The 14,034-nt window shown below is 67.1% G+C and carries 15 protein-coding genes; 6 read left to right on the plus strand and 9 right to left on the minus strand.

What is annotated here, in order from left to right; genetic code table 11:
* Positions 1–772, minus strand: a 772-nt coding sequence (locus tag BMI01S_RS21880) for an aromatic amino acid lyase (protein ID WP_042290543.1), incomplete at its 3' end; no start/stop codon positions are given.
* A gap of 124 nt (positions 773–896) precedes the next feature.
* A complete protein-coding gene (locus BMI01S_RS21885; protein ID WP_028231721.1) occupies positions 897–1,850 on the minus strand; it encodes a LysR substrate-binding domain-containing protein in 954 nt (317 codons plus the stop codon).
* Between the two features lie 113 nt (positions 1,851–1,963).
* Between BMI01S_RS21885 and BMI01S_RS21890 the strand changes: the two genes are divergently transcribed.
* Together BMI01S_RS21890 and BMI01S_RS21895 are read left to right on the plus strand one after the other, a co-directional pair.
* Positions 1,964–2,893, plus strand: a complete 930-nt coding sequence (locus BMI01S_RS21890) for an NAD-dependent epimerase/dehydratase family protein (protein WP_028231720.1) — start codon at positions 1,964–1,966, stop codon at positions 2,891–2,893.
* 108 nt (positions 2,894–3,001) lie between these two features.
* Positions 3,002–3,184 (plus strand): hypothetical protein, encoded by a 183-nt coding sequence (locus BMI01S_RS21895; protein ID WP_028213616.1) that lies wholly within the window; start codon positions 3,002–3,004, stop codon positions 3,182–3,184.
* Positions 3,185–3,299: 115 nt separating this feature from the next.
* Here the strand turns inward: BMI01S_RS21895 and BMI01S_RS21900 are convergent, their stop codons facing one another.
* From BMI01S_RS21900 to BMI01S_RS39205, 3 genes are read right to left on the minus strand one after another with little or no spacing between them, the layout of a single operon-like run.
* The gene (locus BMI01S_RS21900) at positions 3,300–4,040 is read right to left on the minus strand and encodes a DUF899 domain-containing protein (RefSeq protein ID WP_028231719.1); all 741 of its coding nucleotides are present in this window, start codon (positions 4,038–4,040) and stop codon (positions 3,300–3,302) included.
* Between the two features lie 31 nt (positions 4,041–4,071).
* Positions 4,072–4,476 (minus strand): SRPBCC family protein, encoded by a 405-nt coding sequence (locus tag BMI01S_RS21905; RefSeq protein ID WP_081723485.1) that lies wholly within the window; start codon positions 4,474–4,476, stop codon positions 4,072–4,074.
* Positions 4,422–4,889 carry an ArsR/SmtB family transcription factor gene (locus tag BMI01S_RS39205; protein WP_028231717.1) on the minus strand — a complete coding sequence of 156 codons (468 nt, stop codon included), beginning with the start codon at positions 4,887–4,889 and terminating at the stop codon, positions 4,422–4,424. The genes BMI01S_RS21905 and BMI01S_RS39205 overlap by 55 nt, the downstream gene beginning before the upstream one ends.
* Positions 4,890–5,057: 168 nt before the next feature.
* Between BMI01S_RS39205 and BMI01S_RS21910 the strand changes: the two genes are divergently transcribed.
* The gene (locus BMI01S_RS21910) at positions 5,058–5,453 is read left to right on the plus strand and encodes a hypothetical protein (RefSeq protein WP_028213612.1); all 396 of its coding nucleotides are present in this window, start codon (positions 5,058–5,060) and stop codon (positions 5,451–5,453) included.
* Between the two features lie 111 nt (positions 5,454–5,564).
* Here BMI01S_RS21910 and BMI01S_RS21915 read toward each other — a convergent pair whose 3' ends face one another.
* Positions 5,565–6,977: an NCS2 family permease gene (locus BMI01S_RS21915; RefSeq protein ID WP_028213611.1), complete on the minus strand. Its 1,413-nt coding sequence runs from the start codon at positions 6,975–6,977 to the stop codon at positions 5,565–5,567.
* A 645-nt stretch (positions 6,978–7,622) separates the two neighbouring features.
* On the opposite strand from BMI01S_RS21915, the gene BMI01S_RS21920 reads away from it, so the two are divergent.
* On the plus strand, positions 7,623–8,648 hold the full coding sequence (locus BMI01S_RS21920; RefSeq protein WP_028231716.1) for a PRC-barrel domain-containing protein: 1,026 nt from the start codon (positions 7,623–7,625) through the stop codon (positions 8,646–8,648).
* An 11-nt stretch (positions 8,649–8,659) separates the two neighbouring features.
* Positions 8,660–9,910, plus strand: a complete 1,251-nt coding sequence (locus tag BMI01S_RS21925; RefSeq protein WP_154671327.1) for an MFS transporter — start codon at positions 8,660–8,662, stop codon at positions 9,908–9,910.
* 228 nt (positions 9,911–10,138) lie between these two features.
* Here the strand turns inward: BMI01S_RS21925 and BMI01S_RS21930 are convergent, their stop codons facing one another.
* Together BMI01S_RS21930 and BMI01S_RS21935 are read right to left on the minus strand one after the other, a co-directional pair.
* The gene (locus BMI01S_RS21930; protein WP_051381466.1) at positions 10,139–10,612 is read right to left on the minus strand and encodes a DUF3331 domain-containing protein; all 474 of its coding nucleotides are present in this window, start codon (positions 10,610–10,612) and stop codon (positions 10,139–10,141) included.
* A gap of 748 nt (positions 10,613–11,360) precedes the next feature.
* Positions 11,361–12,269: a LysR family transcriptional regulator ArgP gene (locus BMI01S_RS21935; protein WP_028213608.1), complete on the minus strand. Its 909-nt coding sequence runs from the start codon at positions 12,267–12,269 to the stop codon at positions 11,361–11,363.
* Positions 12,270–12,410: 141 nt separating this feature from the next.
* Here BMI01S_RS21935 and BMI01S_RS21940 point away from each other — a divergent pair, with 141 nt between their 5' ends.
* Positions 12,411–13,028 (plus strand): LysE/ArgO family amino acid transporter, encoded by a 618-nt coding sequence (locus tag BMI01S_RS21940; protein ID WP_028213607.1) that lies wholly within the window; start codon positions 12,411–12,413, stop codon positions 13,026–13,028.
* Between the two features lie 73 nt (positions 13,029–13,101).
* Here the strand turns inward: BMI01S_RS21940 and BMI01S_RS21945 are convergent, their stop codons facing one another.
* Positions 13,102–14,031 carry an alpha-amylase family protein gene (locus BMI01S_RS21945; protein WP_036045684.1) on the minus strand — a complete coding sequence of 310 codons (930 nt, stop codon included), beginning with the start codon at positions 14,029–14,031 and terminating at the stop codon, positions 13,102–13,104.
* Positions 14,032–14,034: the final 3 nt, after the last annotated feature.

The following is a 14,034-nucleotide window of genomic DNA, read 5'->3' on the forward strand; positions in this document are numbered from 1 at the left end:
AAGCGGCGGCCGCCTCGATCTGGCCGCGATGGCCGCGCAGCTCGTGAATGCGCGCGTCGAATGGCTTCACCGAACCCGCTGCCGCGTCGACGCTGAGCGCCCCGGAGACGAGCGCCGTACGGTACAGGTCTTCGATCGCGAACAGGTTGTAGAGCGCGAGCGCCGTGGAGGCCTGCGTGCCGTTGAGCAGCGCGAGACCTTCCTTCGCCTGGAGCGCGAGCGGCTTGAGGCCCGCGGCGGCGAGACCCGCTTCCGCGCTGGCGCGCTCGCCGCGAATGAACACTTCGCCGATGCCGAGCAGCACCGCCGACATATGCGCGAGCGGCGCGAGGTCGCCCGAGGCGCCCACCGAGCCCTTCACGGGAATGAGCGGGAGAACGTCGGCGTTGAAGAGCGCGATGAGTGCATCCATCACTTCGCGGCGAATGCCCGAATGACCGCGGCCGAGACTCGACAGCTTCAGCGCCATCAAGAGACGCACGACCGGACGCGACATCGGCTCGCCCACGCCCACGGCGTGCGAGAGCACCAGATTGCGCTGCAGGAGTTCGAGCTGGTCGTTCGGAATATGCGTGCTGGCCAGACGCCCGAAGCCCGTGTTAATGCCATAGGCGGGCTCGCCCTTCGCCGTGATTTCGGCAACGGCGCGCGCGCCCGCATCGATGGCCGCGAAGCTGGCCGGATCGAGCTCGAGCCGCACGGCCTCGCGCGCGATCTGGCGCAGGTTGGGCAGGGTCAGATGGCCGGGCGTGAGGCGAAGGGTCGGGAGCATGGTCGAATCCTGTCTATACAAGTCGCGAAATTGGCCGAAAGTCTAGCCTGGCGCGCCTGTCTATACAACTCCTCTTCCTGGCCCGCGTGACCTGGGACTATCCACGAGAGCGCCGCTTGCCCCGTCACGCGTCGAGTTGCAGCCTGCCCCCGATAAATGCGAGAAAGCACTGCACGCGGGCCGCGAGCGCCGCGCTGCGGTAGTACACGGCGTGAACCGGCTGGCGCGCCTCGACGAGCGCATCGTCGAGCACGGTCACGAGGCGCCCGGCCTCGCGGTCGGCCGTGGTGAGAAAGTCGGAGAGGCAGGCAATGCCGCTGCCGGCGAGCGCGAGCTGGCGTATCGTCTCGCCGCTCGACGCGAGGAGCGCGGGTGCGATCGTGTAGCCGGGCTCGGCCAGTTGCGCCTCCAGCGCTGCCCGCGGTCCGGCTACGCCGTCGGTGACGCCGTCGCCTGCGGCCTCCCGCAGCGGCCAGCGATTCAGATGCGCGGGCGCCGTGAAGCCGATCAGCCGATGCCCGCCCAGCGCCGCCACGCTGCGCGGCGCGCCGTGCGCGGCGAGATAGCCGGGACTGGCGACGACGCGCAGCCGGCTCGTGCCGAGCGCACGCGCGTGAAGCGTGGAATCCTGGAGCGTACCGATGCGAATCGCGATATCGACACGCTGCTCTAGCAGATCGACGATGCGCTCGTTGTTCGTGAGTTCGAGCTGGATCTCCGGATAACGCTGCGCGAACGCCGCGACGTGCGGCACGATGCAATGGAGCATGAACGGCGTGGCGGCGTCCACGCGCAGCCGTCCTGAAGGGCGCTCGCGGTGACGCGTGACGGCCTCCTCGGCGTCCGCCATCGCGGCGAGGATCGCGCGGGCGCGCTCCAGAAACAGCTCGCCCTCCTCCGTGAGCTGCAAGCGCCGCGTCGTGCGCAGGATCAGTGCGACGCCGAGCTGCTTTTCGAGCCGCGTGAGCGCGCGGCTCACGCCCGATACCGTCTGTTCGAGCTTTTCCGCGGCGGCTGTGATCGAACCCGCGTCGATCACCGTGACGAATACGAGCAGTTCGTCGGTCGACGTCTTCATCGTTGATATTGTTGATCTGCAGTCAAGATTCATTTGAGACTAACACGCTTTTTGCAAAGCACGGATGCACCGATACTGGCCGCCAACGCAATCCGGACACCAGGGAGCAACCCATGAAAGTTTTCGTGACAGGCGCAGGCGGTTTCATCGGCGGGGCGATCGCGGCGCACCTCGTGCGCGCGGGACACGAGGTGCACGGCCTCGTGCGCCGGCCTGAACAATTCGCCGACCTCGAAAAGCTCGGCATCGCGCCCGTGCAGGGCGATCTCGACGACCGCGAGACGCTGATGGCACAAGCGCGCGCCGCCGACGCCGTGATCAACGCCGCGAGCAGCGACCATCGCGGCGCGGTCGAGGCGCTCATCGACGCGCTCGAAGGCTCCGGCAAGACGCTGCTGCACACGAGCGGCTCGAGCATCGTGGGCGACGCCTCGGGCGGCGAGGCGACCGCGCGCATCTATCACGAAGATGCCCTGCCCGAGCCGACCGCCGACAAGGCGGCTCGCGTGGCCATCGACAAGGCGGCTCGCGTGGCCATCGACAAGCTCGTGCTCGCGAGCGCGGCGCGCGGCGTGAAGAGCGCCGTGCTCTGCAACACGCTGATCTACGGCGAGGGCGCCGTGCGGGGTGCGGAGAGCGTGCAGTTGCCGCGGCTCATCCGCCAGGCGCAAAAGAGCGGCGTGATGCGCCACGTGGGGCGCGGCCTGAACATCTGGTCGAACGTCCACGTCGGCGACGTGGCGGAGCTTTACCGCCTCGCGCTGGAAAACACACCGGCGGGCACGTTCTACTTCGTGGAAAGCGGCGAAGCGAACTTCCGCGACATGGCCACGGCGCTCGCCGATGTCATGGGGCTCGGCGCCCCGCAGGACTGGCCGCTCGAAGCCGCGATCGAGGAATGGAGCTATGAAATGGCGTCCTATGGCCTCGGCTCGAACAGCCGCGTGCGCGGCGAGCGCGCCCGCGCGCTGCTCGGCTGGCAGCCGTCGCGCACGTCGGTGGTCGACTGGATCCGCACTGAGATGCGAGTTCCGCAAAAATAGGTGCGACACCGCACGTCATTGTTGCGTATCCGTAAGGCCGGTCCGCTAGAATCCGGGCATTTCGCACTACCTGCCCGCGCCCCGCATGCGCCGGCACCGGATACGCCAATGCTACTCGCGCTGAACTTCGACTGGCTGACCAATCTGCTCGCCATCCTGTTCATCCTCGCGTGCCTCCACGACGTGCGCTACGACGAATATGGCACGCTGACGCTCGCCGCCGGCGCGATGGGACTCATCGTGATGGCGATCGAAGTGTTGTTGCGCCCCGCGTTCGAGATGTCGCTCTAGCGCGAATCATCGTGCGAAATTCGTACGAGATTGGTGCAAAACTCGCACGATGATTTCGCGGCTGGCGCGGCGACTTTCGTTGCGCCAACAACCAATCTTGCCCGTTACACTGCCGCTATGATTTTTCGTGCCCACAGCACGACGACTGCGCGGGCGCATTTTCGTAGCGATCGTGGTGACGCATCCACTCGCGCATGTCCTTCTTTTCGTTTCGGCCCTTCGCGGTCAACTCCAGCATCGCATACGTGCCGATCAGCATCTCTGCGCCGCGCGCGTACGTCGAATACGTGTGATACACATTTCCCGCTTTGTCGCGGTAGAACGCGCTGACACCGGGCAGCTCGTCGCTCATGTAATCCTGCTCCGCATAGTTGTAGATCGCCTTGCCGCGCGCCTTGTCGGCCTCGCTGAACGAGACGTGATAGTCGAAGTTGAAGTCGCTGCCATGCGAGGACACCCAAGGGAAGCGCCAGCCCATGCGCTTTTTGAACGCCTCGATTTTCGCGAGCGGCGCGCGGGAAACGGCGACATAGGTCACGTCGTGATGCTCCAGATGCGTCAGCGCGCCATCTACATGATCGGAGAGAAACGAGCAGCCCGGGCAGCCCTCTTCCCACTCCGGGCCGAGCATGAAGTGATAGATGAGCAACTGGCTGCGCGGGCCGAACAGCTGGGCGAGCGTGCGCGGGCCTTGTGGGGTTTCGAAGGTGTACGTCTTGTCGACTTTCACCCATGGCAACGCCTGGCGTTTCGCCACCAGTGCATCGCGCGCGTGCGTGAACGCGCGCTCTTCGGCAAGAAGCGCCTTGCGCGCCTCGGTCCATTCGTTCTGCGAAACAATCTTGTGAGATTCCATGCTCGCCGCCTCCTTTGTGAACCCGCGCCGCTCAGTTCTGTTCCGAGTCGAGCAGCGCCACCAGTTTATCGATCGCGCTCGTCCAGCCCTCGTTGTGCGAATCGCGCACCGCTTCGTCGAAGAAGCGTTCGTGCTTGAGCGTGAGTTCGGTCGCCGGCCCGTCGGCGCGCAGGGTCATCGTAACGAGCGACTCCCGCTCCGGCGTGTCGCGCCATGCCCACGTGAACACGAGCTTCTGCTCCGGCACGACTTCGAGATACGTGCCGCTCACCTCGTGAGTCTCGCCGTTCGCGCCGCGCATGATCACGCGAAAGCGCCCGCCCACGCGCACGTCGGCTTCGGCGTGAATGCAGGTGGTGTCGAGCGGCTGCATCCAGCGCATCAACTGCGCCGGCTGCGTCCACGCGGCGTAGACCTTCGCGGCGATGGCGTCGATGCGTCGCCGGACGGTGAGGCTCGGAGCGTCCTGGGCACGACGGGCGGCGCCGGCTCCGGGCCCGGCTGAGGGTTGGGTCGACATGCATCTTCCTCCACGAATGCGGCAAGACGATCGAGCGCGTCGCTCCAGAAGCGCTGATAGTGCGCGAGCCATTGCATCGCGTCCTCCATCGGCCCCGCAGCGAGCCGGCAGGCCACGGTGCGGCCGGTTTTCGCGCGCGTGACGAGGCCCGCCTGAGCGAGCACGTCCAGATGCTTCATGACCGCCGGCAGCGACATCGCGAACGGCTGCGCGAGCGCGCTCACCGAGAGTTCGTCGTGCTGCGCGAGGCGCGCCAGCAGCGCGCGCCGCGTGGGATCGGCGAGCGCCGCGAACGTGCGGTCGAGGGCGGCGGCTTCATACTTAACCATATGGTTTAGCATATGGCGACGAACGCGGGATGTCAAGGACGATGCCGATGCATGCGCCAGGCAATGGCGGAAGACGGCGGCGCGCACCCTCGCATCGCCGCCGCTAGAATGTCGATTCCGCCGCGCGGCCTTGTTTCACCGCGCGGCCTCTCCCAAGTCCGCCAGCCCATGCCGTCCAAAATCCGCAACTCGCTGCTCTGGATATTCGACGCCTTCGAGCGCGAGCCAGGCTACCTCTGCAAGCGCATGTTCGGCTGCGACGCCGCGTATCTGGACGGTCTGCTGTGCCTCGTGGCCGCCGACCGCGACCCGCCGTTCAACGGCTTGCTGGTTTGCACGTCCCAGGAGCGCCACGCGTCGCTCATCGAGGTGATGCCGGCCTTGCGTGCGCATCCCGTGCTCGGCAAATGGCTTTATGTACCGCAGGCCGATGCCGCGTTCGAGGACACCGCCGAACGGCTGGCCACCCTCGTCCTCGCGCGCGACACGCGTATCGGCGTGGAGCCCAAGCCGCGCAAACCTCGCAAGGCCGGCAACGCGCGCAACAGCGTCCTGCCGGACTAACGCGGCCTGCAGGCCTGCGCGACGCAAAAGCGACACGGCCCGCGCCGCCATGAAGCGACGCGGGCCATTCCGCCGCCGTGGTCACGCGGCGAACGACCGGCCGGGCCCTGCTCAGATAGCCCAGCCACCGAGGTAGAACGCGGCCAGCACGCCGGCGATGACGACCGTGCCCACGTTCAGCTTGCGGATTTCGCCGCTCACCAAACGGCCGATCACGAGGGTGCAGAAGCCCAGCATGATGCCCGTGACGATGTTCGCAGTGAGCACGATGAACACGGCGCACACGAGGCCCGACATCGCGTCGACCATATCGGCCATGTCGAGGCGGCTCACGCTCGAGAGCATCATGAGACCCACGTACATCAGCGCGGGCGCCGTGGCGTACGAAGGCACGAGTCCCGCGAGCGGGGCGAAGAACATCACCGCGAGGAACAGCACGCCCACCAGGGCGGCGGCGAGGCCCGTCCTCGCGCCCGCGGCCACGCCCACCGTCGATTCGATATAGGCCGCCGCCGGCGCGCCGCCGAAGAAGCCCGAGAAGATGGAGCTGAGCGAGTCGGCCGTGAGCGCGCGAGCGCCGTTGACAATGCGCCCGTTCGCATCGAGCTGGCCCGCCTGCCCCGCCACGGCGCGGATCGTGCCGGTGGCGTCGAACACGGCCGTCATCACGAGCGCGAGCACGCTGGGCAACACGGCGAGCGAGAGCGCGCCCTTGATGTCCATCGCGCCGATCAGCGAGGCATGGCCCGGCGCCGAGAGCGAAGGCCACGCGAACACGCCGTGAAAGGTCACGGCCGGATCGATGGCGAGGCCGAGTGCCGAGATCGCGACGATCACGATCAGGATCGCGCCCGGGACGCGGCGGCGCACGAGGCCGAAGATCGCAGCGAGCCCGATCACGGAAAGGATCACGGGCAGCGACGTGATAGGGCCTAGCGAAACGGGCAGGCCCGCGCCTGGATTCTTGATGACGAGACCTACGTCGTTCGCGGCGATCAGCAGCAGAAAGAGCCCGATGCCGATGCCCGTGCCATGCGCGATGCCGTGCGGCAGATTGCGCAGGATCCACGAGCGCACGCCCGTCACCGAGATCGCCGTGAACACGAGGCCCATGAGGAACACCGCGCCGAGCGCCACTTCGGGCTTGAGCCCCTTGCCGAGCACGAGGCCGAAGGCCGTGAACGCCGTGAGCGAGATCGCACAGCCGATCGCGATCGGAAGGCGCGCCCACAGGCCCATCAGCAGCGAGCCGAACGCCGTCGTGAGGCACACGGCCACGAATACGGCGCTGGTGTCGAAGCCCGCCTTGCCGAGCATGCCCGGCACGACGAACACCGAATAGACCATCGCAAGGAAGGTCGTGACGCCCGCGATCGCCTCCTGGCGCAGCGAGCTGCCGCGCGCGGCAACGTCGAAATAACGGTCGATGAAGCCAGTGGCCGTGCCGAGGCCGGTGGGCTCGGCGATCGGCTCGACTGCGGCCCCGGTCGTGCCGGCAAGCGGCTGCGCGTGGGGTTCGATCATGGTGAGTGCCTCCTTTATCAGCATGCTGAAACGGTTCGCGGCTCACCGGCCCGATCCGTCATCAGGTTCGTCTCGATTGAATGGTCGTGTCGACGCGTTGCCGGCGCCTTGCTTCTGAATGGCTCCCGCACGCCGAACGTGCGATGTGCGAAAGCCGTGCGGCGCTCATCGTTTTGACATCTCTTTATGGATGGAGCGAAGGTTAGGCGAACGCGATTTGTGCTCCCATCGCGCGCGTCGCATTGAGGTCATGCCGCGCTGCTTATATGCCCGCGAACAGGGCCCCATACACGCACCGTCCCCGCGTTTACACCTGGGCGGGGAGCCTTGGGTGGGAAGCCCCGGGCGGGAAGCCCCGGGTGGGAAGCCCCGGGCGGGAAGCCCCGGGCGGGAAGCCCCGGGCGGGAAGCCCCGGGCGGGGAGCCTTGAGCGGACACGCATAATTTCTGGACGATAGCGGTCTCTCTCGCGTGCCGAAGCATCATTACCGCGCCTCACGCAAGTGCCCCGCGACCTGACGGGGCGCTTGCGGCGCGTAGCGCTTACGCGGATCGGGCCGGCGCGCGGGTTACACTCTCACGCATCCCGACCCGGTTTCCCCTGCCGCGCGAGCGTCGCGCCGGCGGCTCCAAGGAGTTTCTGTCGATGAGAGGCGGCATCATCCGTTCCGCACGTCCTGCTTTCCACCTGCCGTTTGCACTAACCCTGCTGATGCTGCTGACGCTTTCGGGATGCAGCCTGTTCCGGCCGGCGCCTGCGCCGGAGCCGGAAGCGCCCGTGGCCGTGGAACCCGAGACAGCCGCGAGCGAGCCCGAGGCCGCCTCAGCGCCTGAGATGCCGAGCGAACCGGAAACCACCGGGGAGGCGAGGCCGGCGCCGAAGAAACCGCATCCCGCGCCGGTGCGCCGCCGCCGGCCGCCCCCGCCGCCGCCCGCGCCCGCGAGCGCCCCGCCGGCGCCGCCCCCGCCGCCACTCGTGCAGGTGCGCACGCTCGAGCGCGGGAGCTTTCGCACGCTTCTCGACAGCGAAGTGCAAAAGACGGACGGCAAGGTCGTGGGCCGCGCCGTCGACATGGTCGCCGGGCCCGGCGGCAAGCCCGTGGAAGTCGTGGTGAACCTGCAGGGCTTCATGGGCATTGGCGACCGCAAGGCGAACTTCCCGTGGAGCGGCGTGCGCGTGAACACCCAGCCGAAAACGCCCGCCATCACGCTCGCCCTGCCGCCCAGCCAGCTGCAGATTCCTGACCGGCCCAAAGCCGGCGCGCCGCAGCCGGGCGCACCCGAGGCGAGCGCGACCCGCCTGCCCATGCTCGATGCGGAAGTGGCGCGTGCCAACGGCGCGAAGGTGGGCCGCGTGGTGGACGTGCTGCTCGACGGCAGCGCCGCCCCGCAGGCCGTGGTGCTGGACGTCAGCGGCACGCTCGAGAAGCGCCATACGATCGCGGCCGACTGGTCCGCCCTGCACTTCATCACGAAAAACAACATGCTCGAAGCGCAGCTCGATATGTCCGACCAGCAGGTCGACGCCGCGCCGCCCTATGCACCCGAGCAGCCGGTGCGCGCCGTCGCGCCCGCAGCCCCCGCAGCCCCCGCGGCGGCTGCCCCGGCGGCATCCGCCGCGCCAGCGACTTCGGCCCCCGCTTCGGCGGCCGCCACCCACGGTGCCAAATGACGGACGGCACCATGCAACAACCCACACCAAGCCAGCGCAGCGTGCGCGCGCTCGACTGGCTGAACTTCTTCGTGGCGAACGTGCAGACGGGCTTCGGACCGTTCATCGCGTCGTATCTGGCCTCCCACAAGTGGACCCAGGGCGAAATCGGGCTCGCGCTTTCGGTGGGCACGATCAGCGCGATGGTGAGCCAGGTGCCGGGCGGCGCGGCAGTGGACGCCCTGCGCAACAAAAAGGCCGCCGCCGCGTGGGCGATCATCGCGATCATCATCTCGGCCATGCTGCTCGCGCTGAGTCCGACGGTCGTCGCGGTCATGGCGGCCGAGATCTTCCACGGCTTCGCGAGCTGCATGCTCGTGCCGGCCATGGCGGCGCTCGCACTCGCACTGGTCGGCCGTCAGAACCTGGGCGACCGGCTCGGGCGCAACGCGCGCTGGGCTTCGATCGGCAGCGCGGTGGCCGCGGGATTGATGGGCTTGTGCGGCGAATACTTCTCGCCGCGCTCCGTGTTCTGGCTGACGGCCGCGCTCGCGCTGCCGGCGCTCGTCGCGCTCGCGATGATCGAGTACGACCAGAACGCCCCATACGCCAGACCGGCGCCCAAGCCTGGCAAGGCTGGCACCGCGGCCGCGGGCGCGCCGCGCGAGACGATCTTCGATCTACTGCGCGACCGGCGCATGCTGATCTTCGCGGCCTGCGTGGTGCTCTTCCACCTCTCGAACGCGGCGATGCTCAACCTCGCCGCCGGCGAGGTGACGGCCGGCATGGGCGACAACGTCCAGCTCGTGATCGCGGCGTGCATCATCGTGCCGCAAGCCATCGTCGCGCTGATGTCGCCGTGGGTGGGCCGCACCGCGCAGGCCTGGGGGCGCCGCCCGGTGCTGATTCTCGGCTTTTGCGCGCTGCCGCTGCGGGCGCTGCTGTTCGCCGCCGTCGGCAACCCGTATTTCCTCGTGCCGGTGCAGATGCTCGACGGCCTCTCGGCCGCCGTGTTCGGTGTGATGTTGCCGCTCATCGCCGCGGACGTGGCCGGCGGCAAAGGCCGCTACAACCTGTGTATCGGCCTCTTCGGACTCTCCGCGGGGATCGGCGCGACGCTCTCGACAGCGTTGGCCGGGTTTATCGCCGATCACTTCGGCAATACGGTGAGCTTCCTTAGCCTGGCGAGCGCGGGTGCGGCAGCGGTGCTCATGGTATGGCTCGCGATGCCCGAAACGCGCGACGCGCTCGAAGAGGAAAACGCCAGCGACGCCAAGGTCTGAACGGTGCGCTGCCCGCCATTCTCGATGAGCATGCACGGCAGCGCTTGCATCTGCGCGGCTCTATGACGTTGGCATGAAGGGTTGATGACATGCCGCGCCGCGCGCCTTCGAAGCCGGGCGGCCGGTCAGCTCAGCAGGTCATGACATCGAGATGACCTGCATAGCGAGCCAGGACAAGTCGATGACAACCCGCGCGCCAGGCAACGAAAGGCGCCTGGCGAATCGAGCTCAGGCAGCCAGCGCCTCGTCCAGGCGCGCGGCAACGACCGCACTCGGGAGATTGTCGAGCTTGCTTGCAAGTATCATCGCGTCGGCATTGGCCGGGCGATGGCGGCGATTGGGACTCGGCCGGAACACGGCGTCGCCACGGCGGATCTTCTCGCCCGTCAACGCACAAACGGCGCTGCGGCGCGCCGTGCAAACCCGCCATAACTGGTCGGAGTAACGGCCATAGGTGGCATCGCTCCAGCAAACGGTGATGCTGTCCGGATCATGCCGGCGGATCAAGGTGATGCCCTGCGCGTCCCACGAACGCACGGTGGCACGGCGCCGGTTGGCCGCCTCCGAAGCGCCGCGTGTGACGGGTACCGGTTTGCAGCTTCTGCCGCTTTCGAAATCGCCGTCCAGGCTTACCGGCTCGCAAGCCGCGGACAGAAGGTCAATGGTTTGTTGCCAAACGCTGCCGGTATCTAATTTCGTCATAATGCACCTCGTGCACGTGGAAACGATTCGAATATGCCGGTCAAATAAACACTCTGCCACGTCGGGATTATAGCGTGTCCAACTCGCAGTCCACAGGAAAAACGCAATTTTCGCGCGGTAATGCTGAACGCAAGAGCGACAAGGTCGAGCTGTCAGTTCCGGCTGTAAGTCTCCAATGTTTGTTTCTTTACATCCGTGGCTTTTCCATATTTTACGATTTTTAACAATGCCACTGCGGAAAAATAGCCGATCCCAGCCTGGAAGTCACCGTTCAAACATAACTGAATTGTTACAGCATGGGGTGCGTCGCGCTGACACACTTCGGCCGAAAACCCCGCCCCAAGCGGGTCCGAGCGCAATCTCACCGATCCCGACAGCCTTGCGCACGCAGATCCGGCGTGACCGATCAATGAAACGCAATACGCTTCTTCGACCAAAACGGCATCCGACATATCACATACGAAACGTCAGTCAATTGATAGGCGACATTCTCGCACGAACTTTGCATAGTCTCGCTCATCGAATTCCGGAACGTCCCACTATTCGAAAAGCAATTAATGGATTATGAATATTTGTTTAGCCACTTTGACGCGATGCAATCCAGTCATTGCGCGACTTGCGCCGCATGAATAGCGGCGGCGTTGCAACCACCACCGACTTCCGCACAGGATCCGCACAAAACCTACATTGAATCCGCAGATAAAGACAAAGGAATGAAGATTTTGCGCTTCGCGCGATGCGAACGTCATCAACTACCGCGGCCCTGATCGAGAAATTCGCCGGCGCGGCGCTTCAACATGGCGCCGAACTCGTCGAGCCAGCCAATGGAGAGTCGCCAGCTCTGCCAGTAGAGTTCGACGTCGAGCGCGCGGCCGGGCGTGAGCTCGACGAGTTCCCCGCGCGCGAGATGCGGCGCGATCATGCGCTCGGGGCACATGCCCCAGCCAAGGCCGTTCAGGCAGCAGCGCAGGAAACCTGCCACATGCGGAATCCAGTGGAGCGGCGCGTCGACCTGCGAGCGCGTGATGCGGCGGATGAAGCGCTTTTGCAGCTGATCCTTCGGATTGAACTCGATGCACGGCGCAAGCTGCAGCGCGTCGCGCGTCACGCCTTGCGCGAAATACCGCTCGAAGAACGCCGGCGAGCACACCGCGCGGTAGCGCATGCGCCCGAGGCGCGTCGAGCGGCAGCCCTGCACGGGCTCCGCCTGGGTCGTGACGGCGCCTTGCACGCTGCCGTCGCGCATGCGTTGGGCGGTGTGATCCTGATCGTCGATGACGAGGTCGAGCAGAATGCCGCGCTCGACGCAGAAGCCGGCCACGGCGTCGATGAACCACGTGCCCACGCTGTCGTCGTTGACGGCCACGCGCAGCGTCGGCCGTGCGGCGCCCAGCGCGCCAGTGAAGGTCGGCATCGCCCCGCCCAGCTCGGCTTCGAGCAGTTGCACGCGCTCCGTGTGCCGGCACAGCAGGGCGCCCGAAGCCGTCGCGACGCAAGGCTGGCCGCGCTTCACGAGGACCGTGCCCACGCGCTCCTCCAGCAGCTTCACGCGCTGCGAGACCGCCGATGGCGTGACGTTGAGCGCGCCCGCGGCGCGATCGAACGAACCATGCCGCACGACGGCGGCGAGCGCATCGAGCAGTGCATAGTCGAGCATTAGCGTTCCTTAATCCGGTTAATGAAAATGAGCTTTGCTTATGACCGCTCCTGGCGGCAGACTAGCGCCGTTTCCCGTCGATGTCCAATGAACGCCGGCAGCGCGCAGCGCGCCGCCCGCACCCACTTTCCCGCACCCGTCATGAACTGGCTCGCTTTCACTCACGGCGCGGCGCTCTGCGCCTCGCTCATCGTCACGATCGGCGCACAGAATGCGTTCGTGCTGCGCCAGGGCATCCTGCGCTCGCACGTCGGCAAGATTGTCGTGCTCTGCACGCTGTCCGACTTCATCCTGATCGGCGCGGGCGTAGGCGGCGCCTCGGCGCTCGTCGAGCGCTACCCGACGTTCGTCCATGTCGTGCTGTACGTAGGACTCGCCTGGCTCGTGTGGTTCGGCATCGGCGCGCTGCGGCGCGCGGTGCGGCCTGCCCACGCCGTGCTCGAGAGCGATGCCGCAGCAGAGGCGCCCGAACAGCGCGCCTGGCCGATCATCCTCATGACGCTGGCGTTCACGTGGCTCAATCCGCATGTGTATCTCGACACCTTCCTGCTGATCGGCACGGCTGGCGCGCGCGAGCCGCAAGGCAGCCGCCTCGCCTTTGCCATCGGTGCGATGTGCGTGAGCGCGGTATGGTTCGTGGGGCTCGGCTACGGCGCACGGGCGCTCGCGCCGCTGTTCCGCCGGGCGGCCGCCTGGCGCGTGCTCGACGGCGCCATCGGCGGCATGGTGCTGCTGATCGCCTTCGCGCAACTGCGCTGAAGCGGGCCGGATCGACGTATGGCCGCTTGCATGCCTGCCAGTGCATCGGCCAGCGCCCTGGTCGTCCAAGCGGCTATTGCGCCGCGCCCGGCTCCCTCAACCGCAGCAGCCCCTCGACGAGCTCCGGCGACACATAGTGCGGCCCGTCGAAGAGATACACCCGGTAGCCGCGATAAGCCTCGAGCTGCGGCGCCAACTCGGCCGCGGTGGCCGCACGGAATCCGCCGCCCTGCTTCGGACGGAACGCCTCCGCGATGATGCGCACGCGCTTGTGGCCGAGATGCGCCGCAAGCGCGTCCGCGTATTCGCGCGCCGCCGCCGGCCCGCGCGCATAGACGCCGCAGCCGTCCTGCAACAGCACGCCGACGTCGCGCGGCAGCCAGCCATCGAGCCATTTCGCGAGCGCCTCGCCGCCGATGTTGCTGGTGTCGTACACGCTGATCCACAGCGGACGCGGCAGTTTTGCCAGCAGCGGCGCCATGCGCGGCGCGTCTGTCCATGTGGGATCGACTTCGACGGGGAAATACCAGCCCGTGATGTGCACCGGCGGCCGCACGGCGGCAAGCTTGAGCGATCGATCGACGAGCGTTTCGAGGTTCGCGCGCGCTTTTTTCTCGTCGGAGTAGCCCGCCAGCCCGACGATCACGCCGCGCGCCCACGGCTCGTTGGCGATGCGCACCCAGTCGGGCACGCGCGGCGCGGGAAGGCCTGCGCCCCCCACGAAGGCGACGTCGTCGACAGCGATCCATTGCACCAGCAGCTCGTCCACGCCTAGCCGGTCCCAGTCGCCGCGCAGGTCGAGATGGTCGTTATCGGGCTGCCAGACGATGCCCTGCGCGAGCGCATCCGCGTGCGCGGGCGCCTGCAACCCGCAGCCAGCGGCGGCGAGCGCGCACAGCACCGCGCCTGCCAGTCGCGCATACGGCCGCGCGACGCGCAACCGCGCGCGCGCGGCTTCGTCTGCGCGGCCCGTTCTGCCTTGCGCCACTCTTCGAACGATCATCAA

Source organism: Paraburkholderia mimosarum LMG 23256 = NBRC 106338 (assembly GCF_000739815.1).
Taxonomy (GTDB): domain Bacteria; phylum Pseudomonadota; class Gammaproteobacteria; order Burkholderiales; family Burkholderiaceae; genus Paraburkholderia; species Paraburkholderia mimosarum.

Coding starts and splice junctions, on each gene's coding strand:
- BMI01S_RS21915 (WP_028213611.1), bottom strand. CDS start 6,977: ATGATCGAACCCCACGCGCAGCCGCTTGCCGGCACGACCGGGGCCGCA.
- BMI01S_RS21885 (WP_028231721.1), bottom strand. CDS start 1,850: ATGAAGACGTCGACCGACGAACTGCTCGTATTCGTCACGGTGATCGAC.
- BMI01S_RS21895 (WP_028213616.1), top strand. CDS start 3,002: ATGCTACTCGCGCTGAACTTCGACTGGCTGACCAATCTGCTCGCCATC.
- BMI01S_RS21930 (WP_051381466.1), bottom strand. CDS start 10,612: ATGACGAAATTAGATACCGGCAGCGTTTGGCAACAAACCATTGACCTT.
- BMI01S_RS21910 (WP_028213612.1), top strand. CDS start 5,058: ATGCCGTCCAAAATCCGCAACTCGCTGCTCTGGATATTCGACGCCTTC.
- BMI01S_RS21925 (WP_154671327.1), top strand. CDS start 8,660: ATGCAACAACCCACACCAAGCCAGCGCAGCGTGCGCGCGCTCGACTGG.
- BMI01S_RS21940 (WP_028213607.1), top strand. CDS start 12,411: ATGAACTGGCTCGCTTTCACTCACGGCGCGGCGCTCTGCGCCTCGCTC.
- BMI01S_RS21900 (WP_028231719.1), bottom strand. CDS start 4,040: ATGGAATCTCACAAGATTGTTTCGCAGAACGAATGGACCGAGGCGCGC.
- BMI01S_RS39205 (WP_028231717.1), bottom strand. CDS start 4,889: ATGGTTAAGTATGAAGCCGCCGCCCTCGACCGCACGTTCGCGGCGCTC.
- BMI01S_RS21935 (WP_028213608.1), bottom strand. CDS start 12,269: ATGCTCGACTATGCACTGCTCGATGCGCTCGCCGCCGTCGTGCGGCAT.
- BMI01S_RS21920 (WP_028231716.1), top strand. CDS start 7,623: ATGAGAGGCGGCATCATCCGTTCCGCACGTCCTGCTTTCCACCTGCCG.
- BMI01S_RS21945 (WP_036045684.1), bottom strand. CDS start 14,031: ATGATCGTTCGAAGAGTGGCGCAAGGCAGAACGGGCCGCGCAGACGAA.
- BMI01S_RS21890 (WP_028231720.1), top strand. CDS start 1,964: ATGAAAGTTTTCGTGACAGGCGCAGGCGGTTTCATCGGCGGGGCGATC.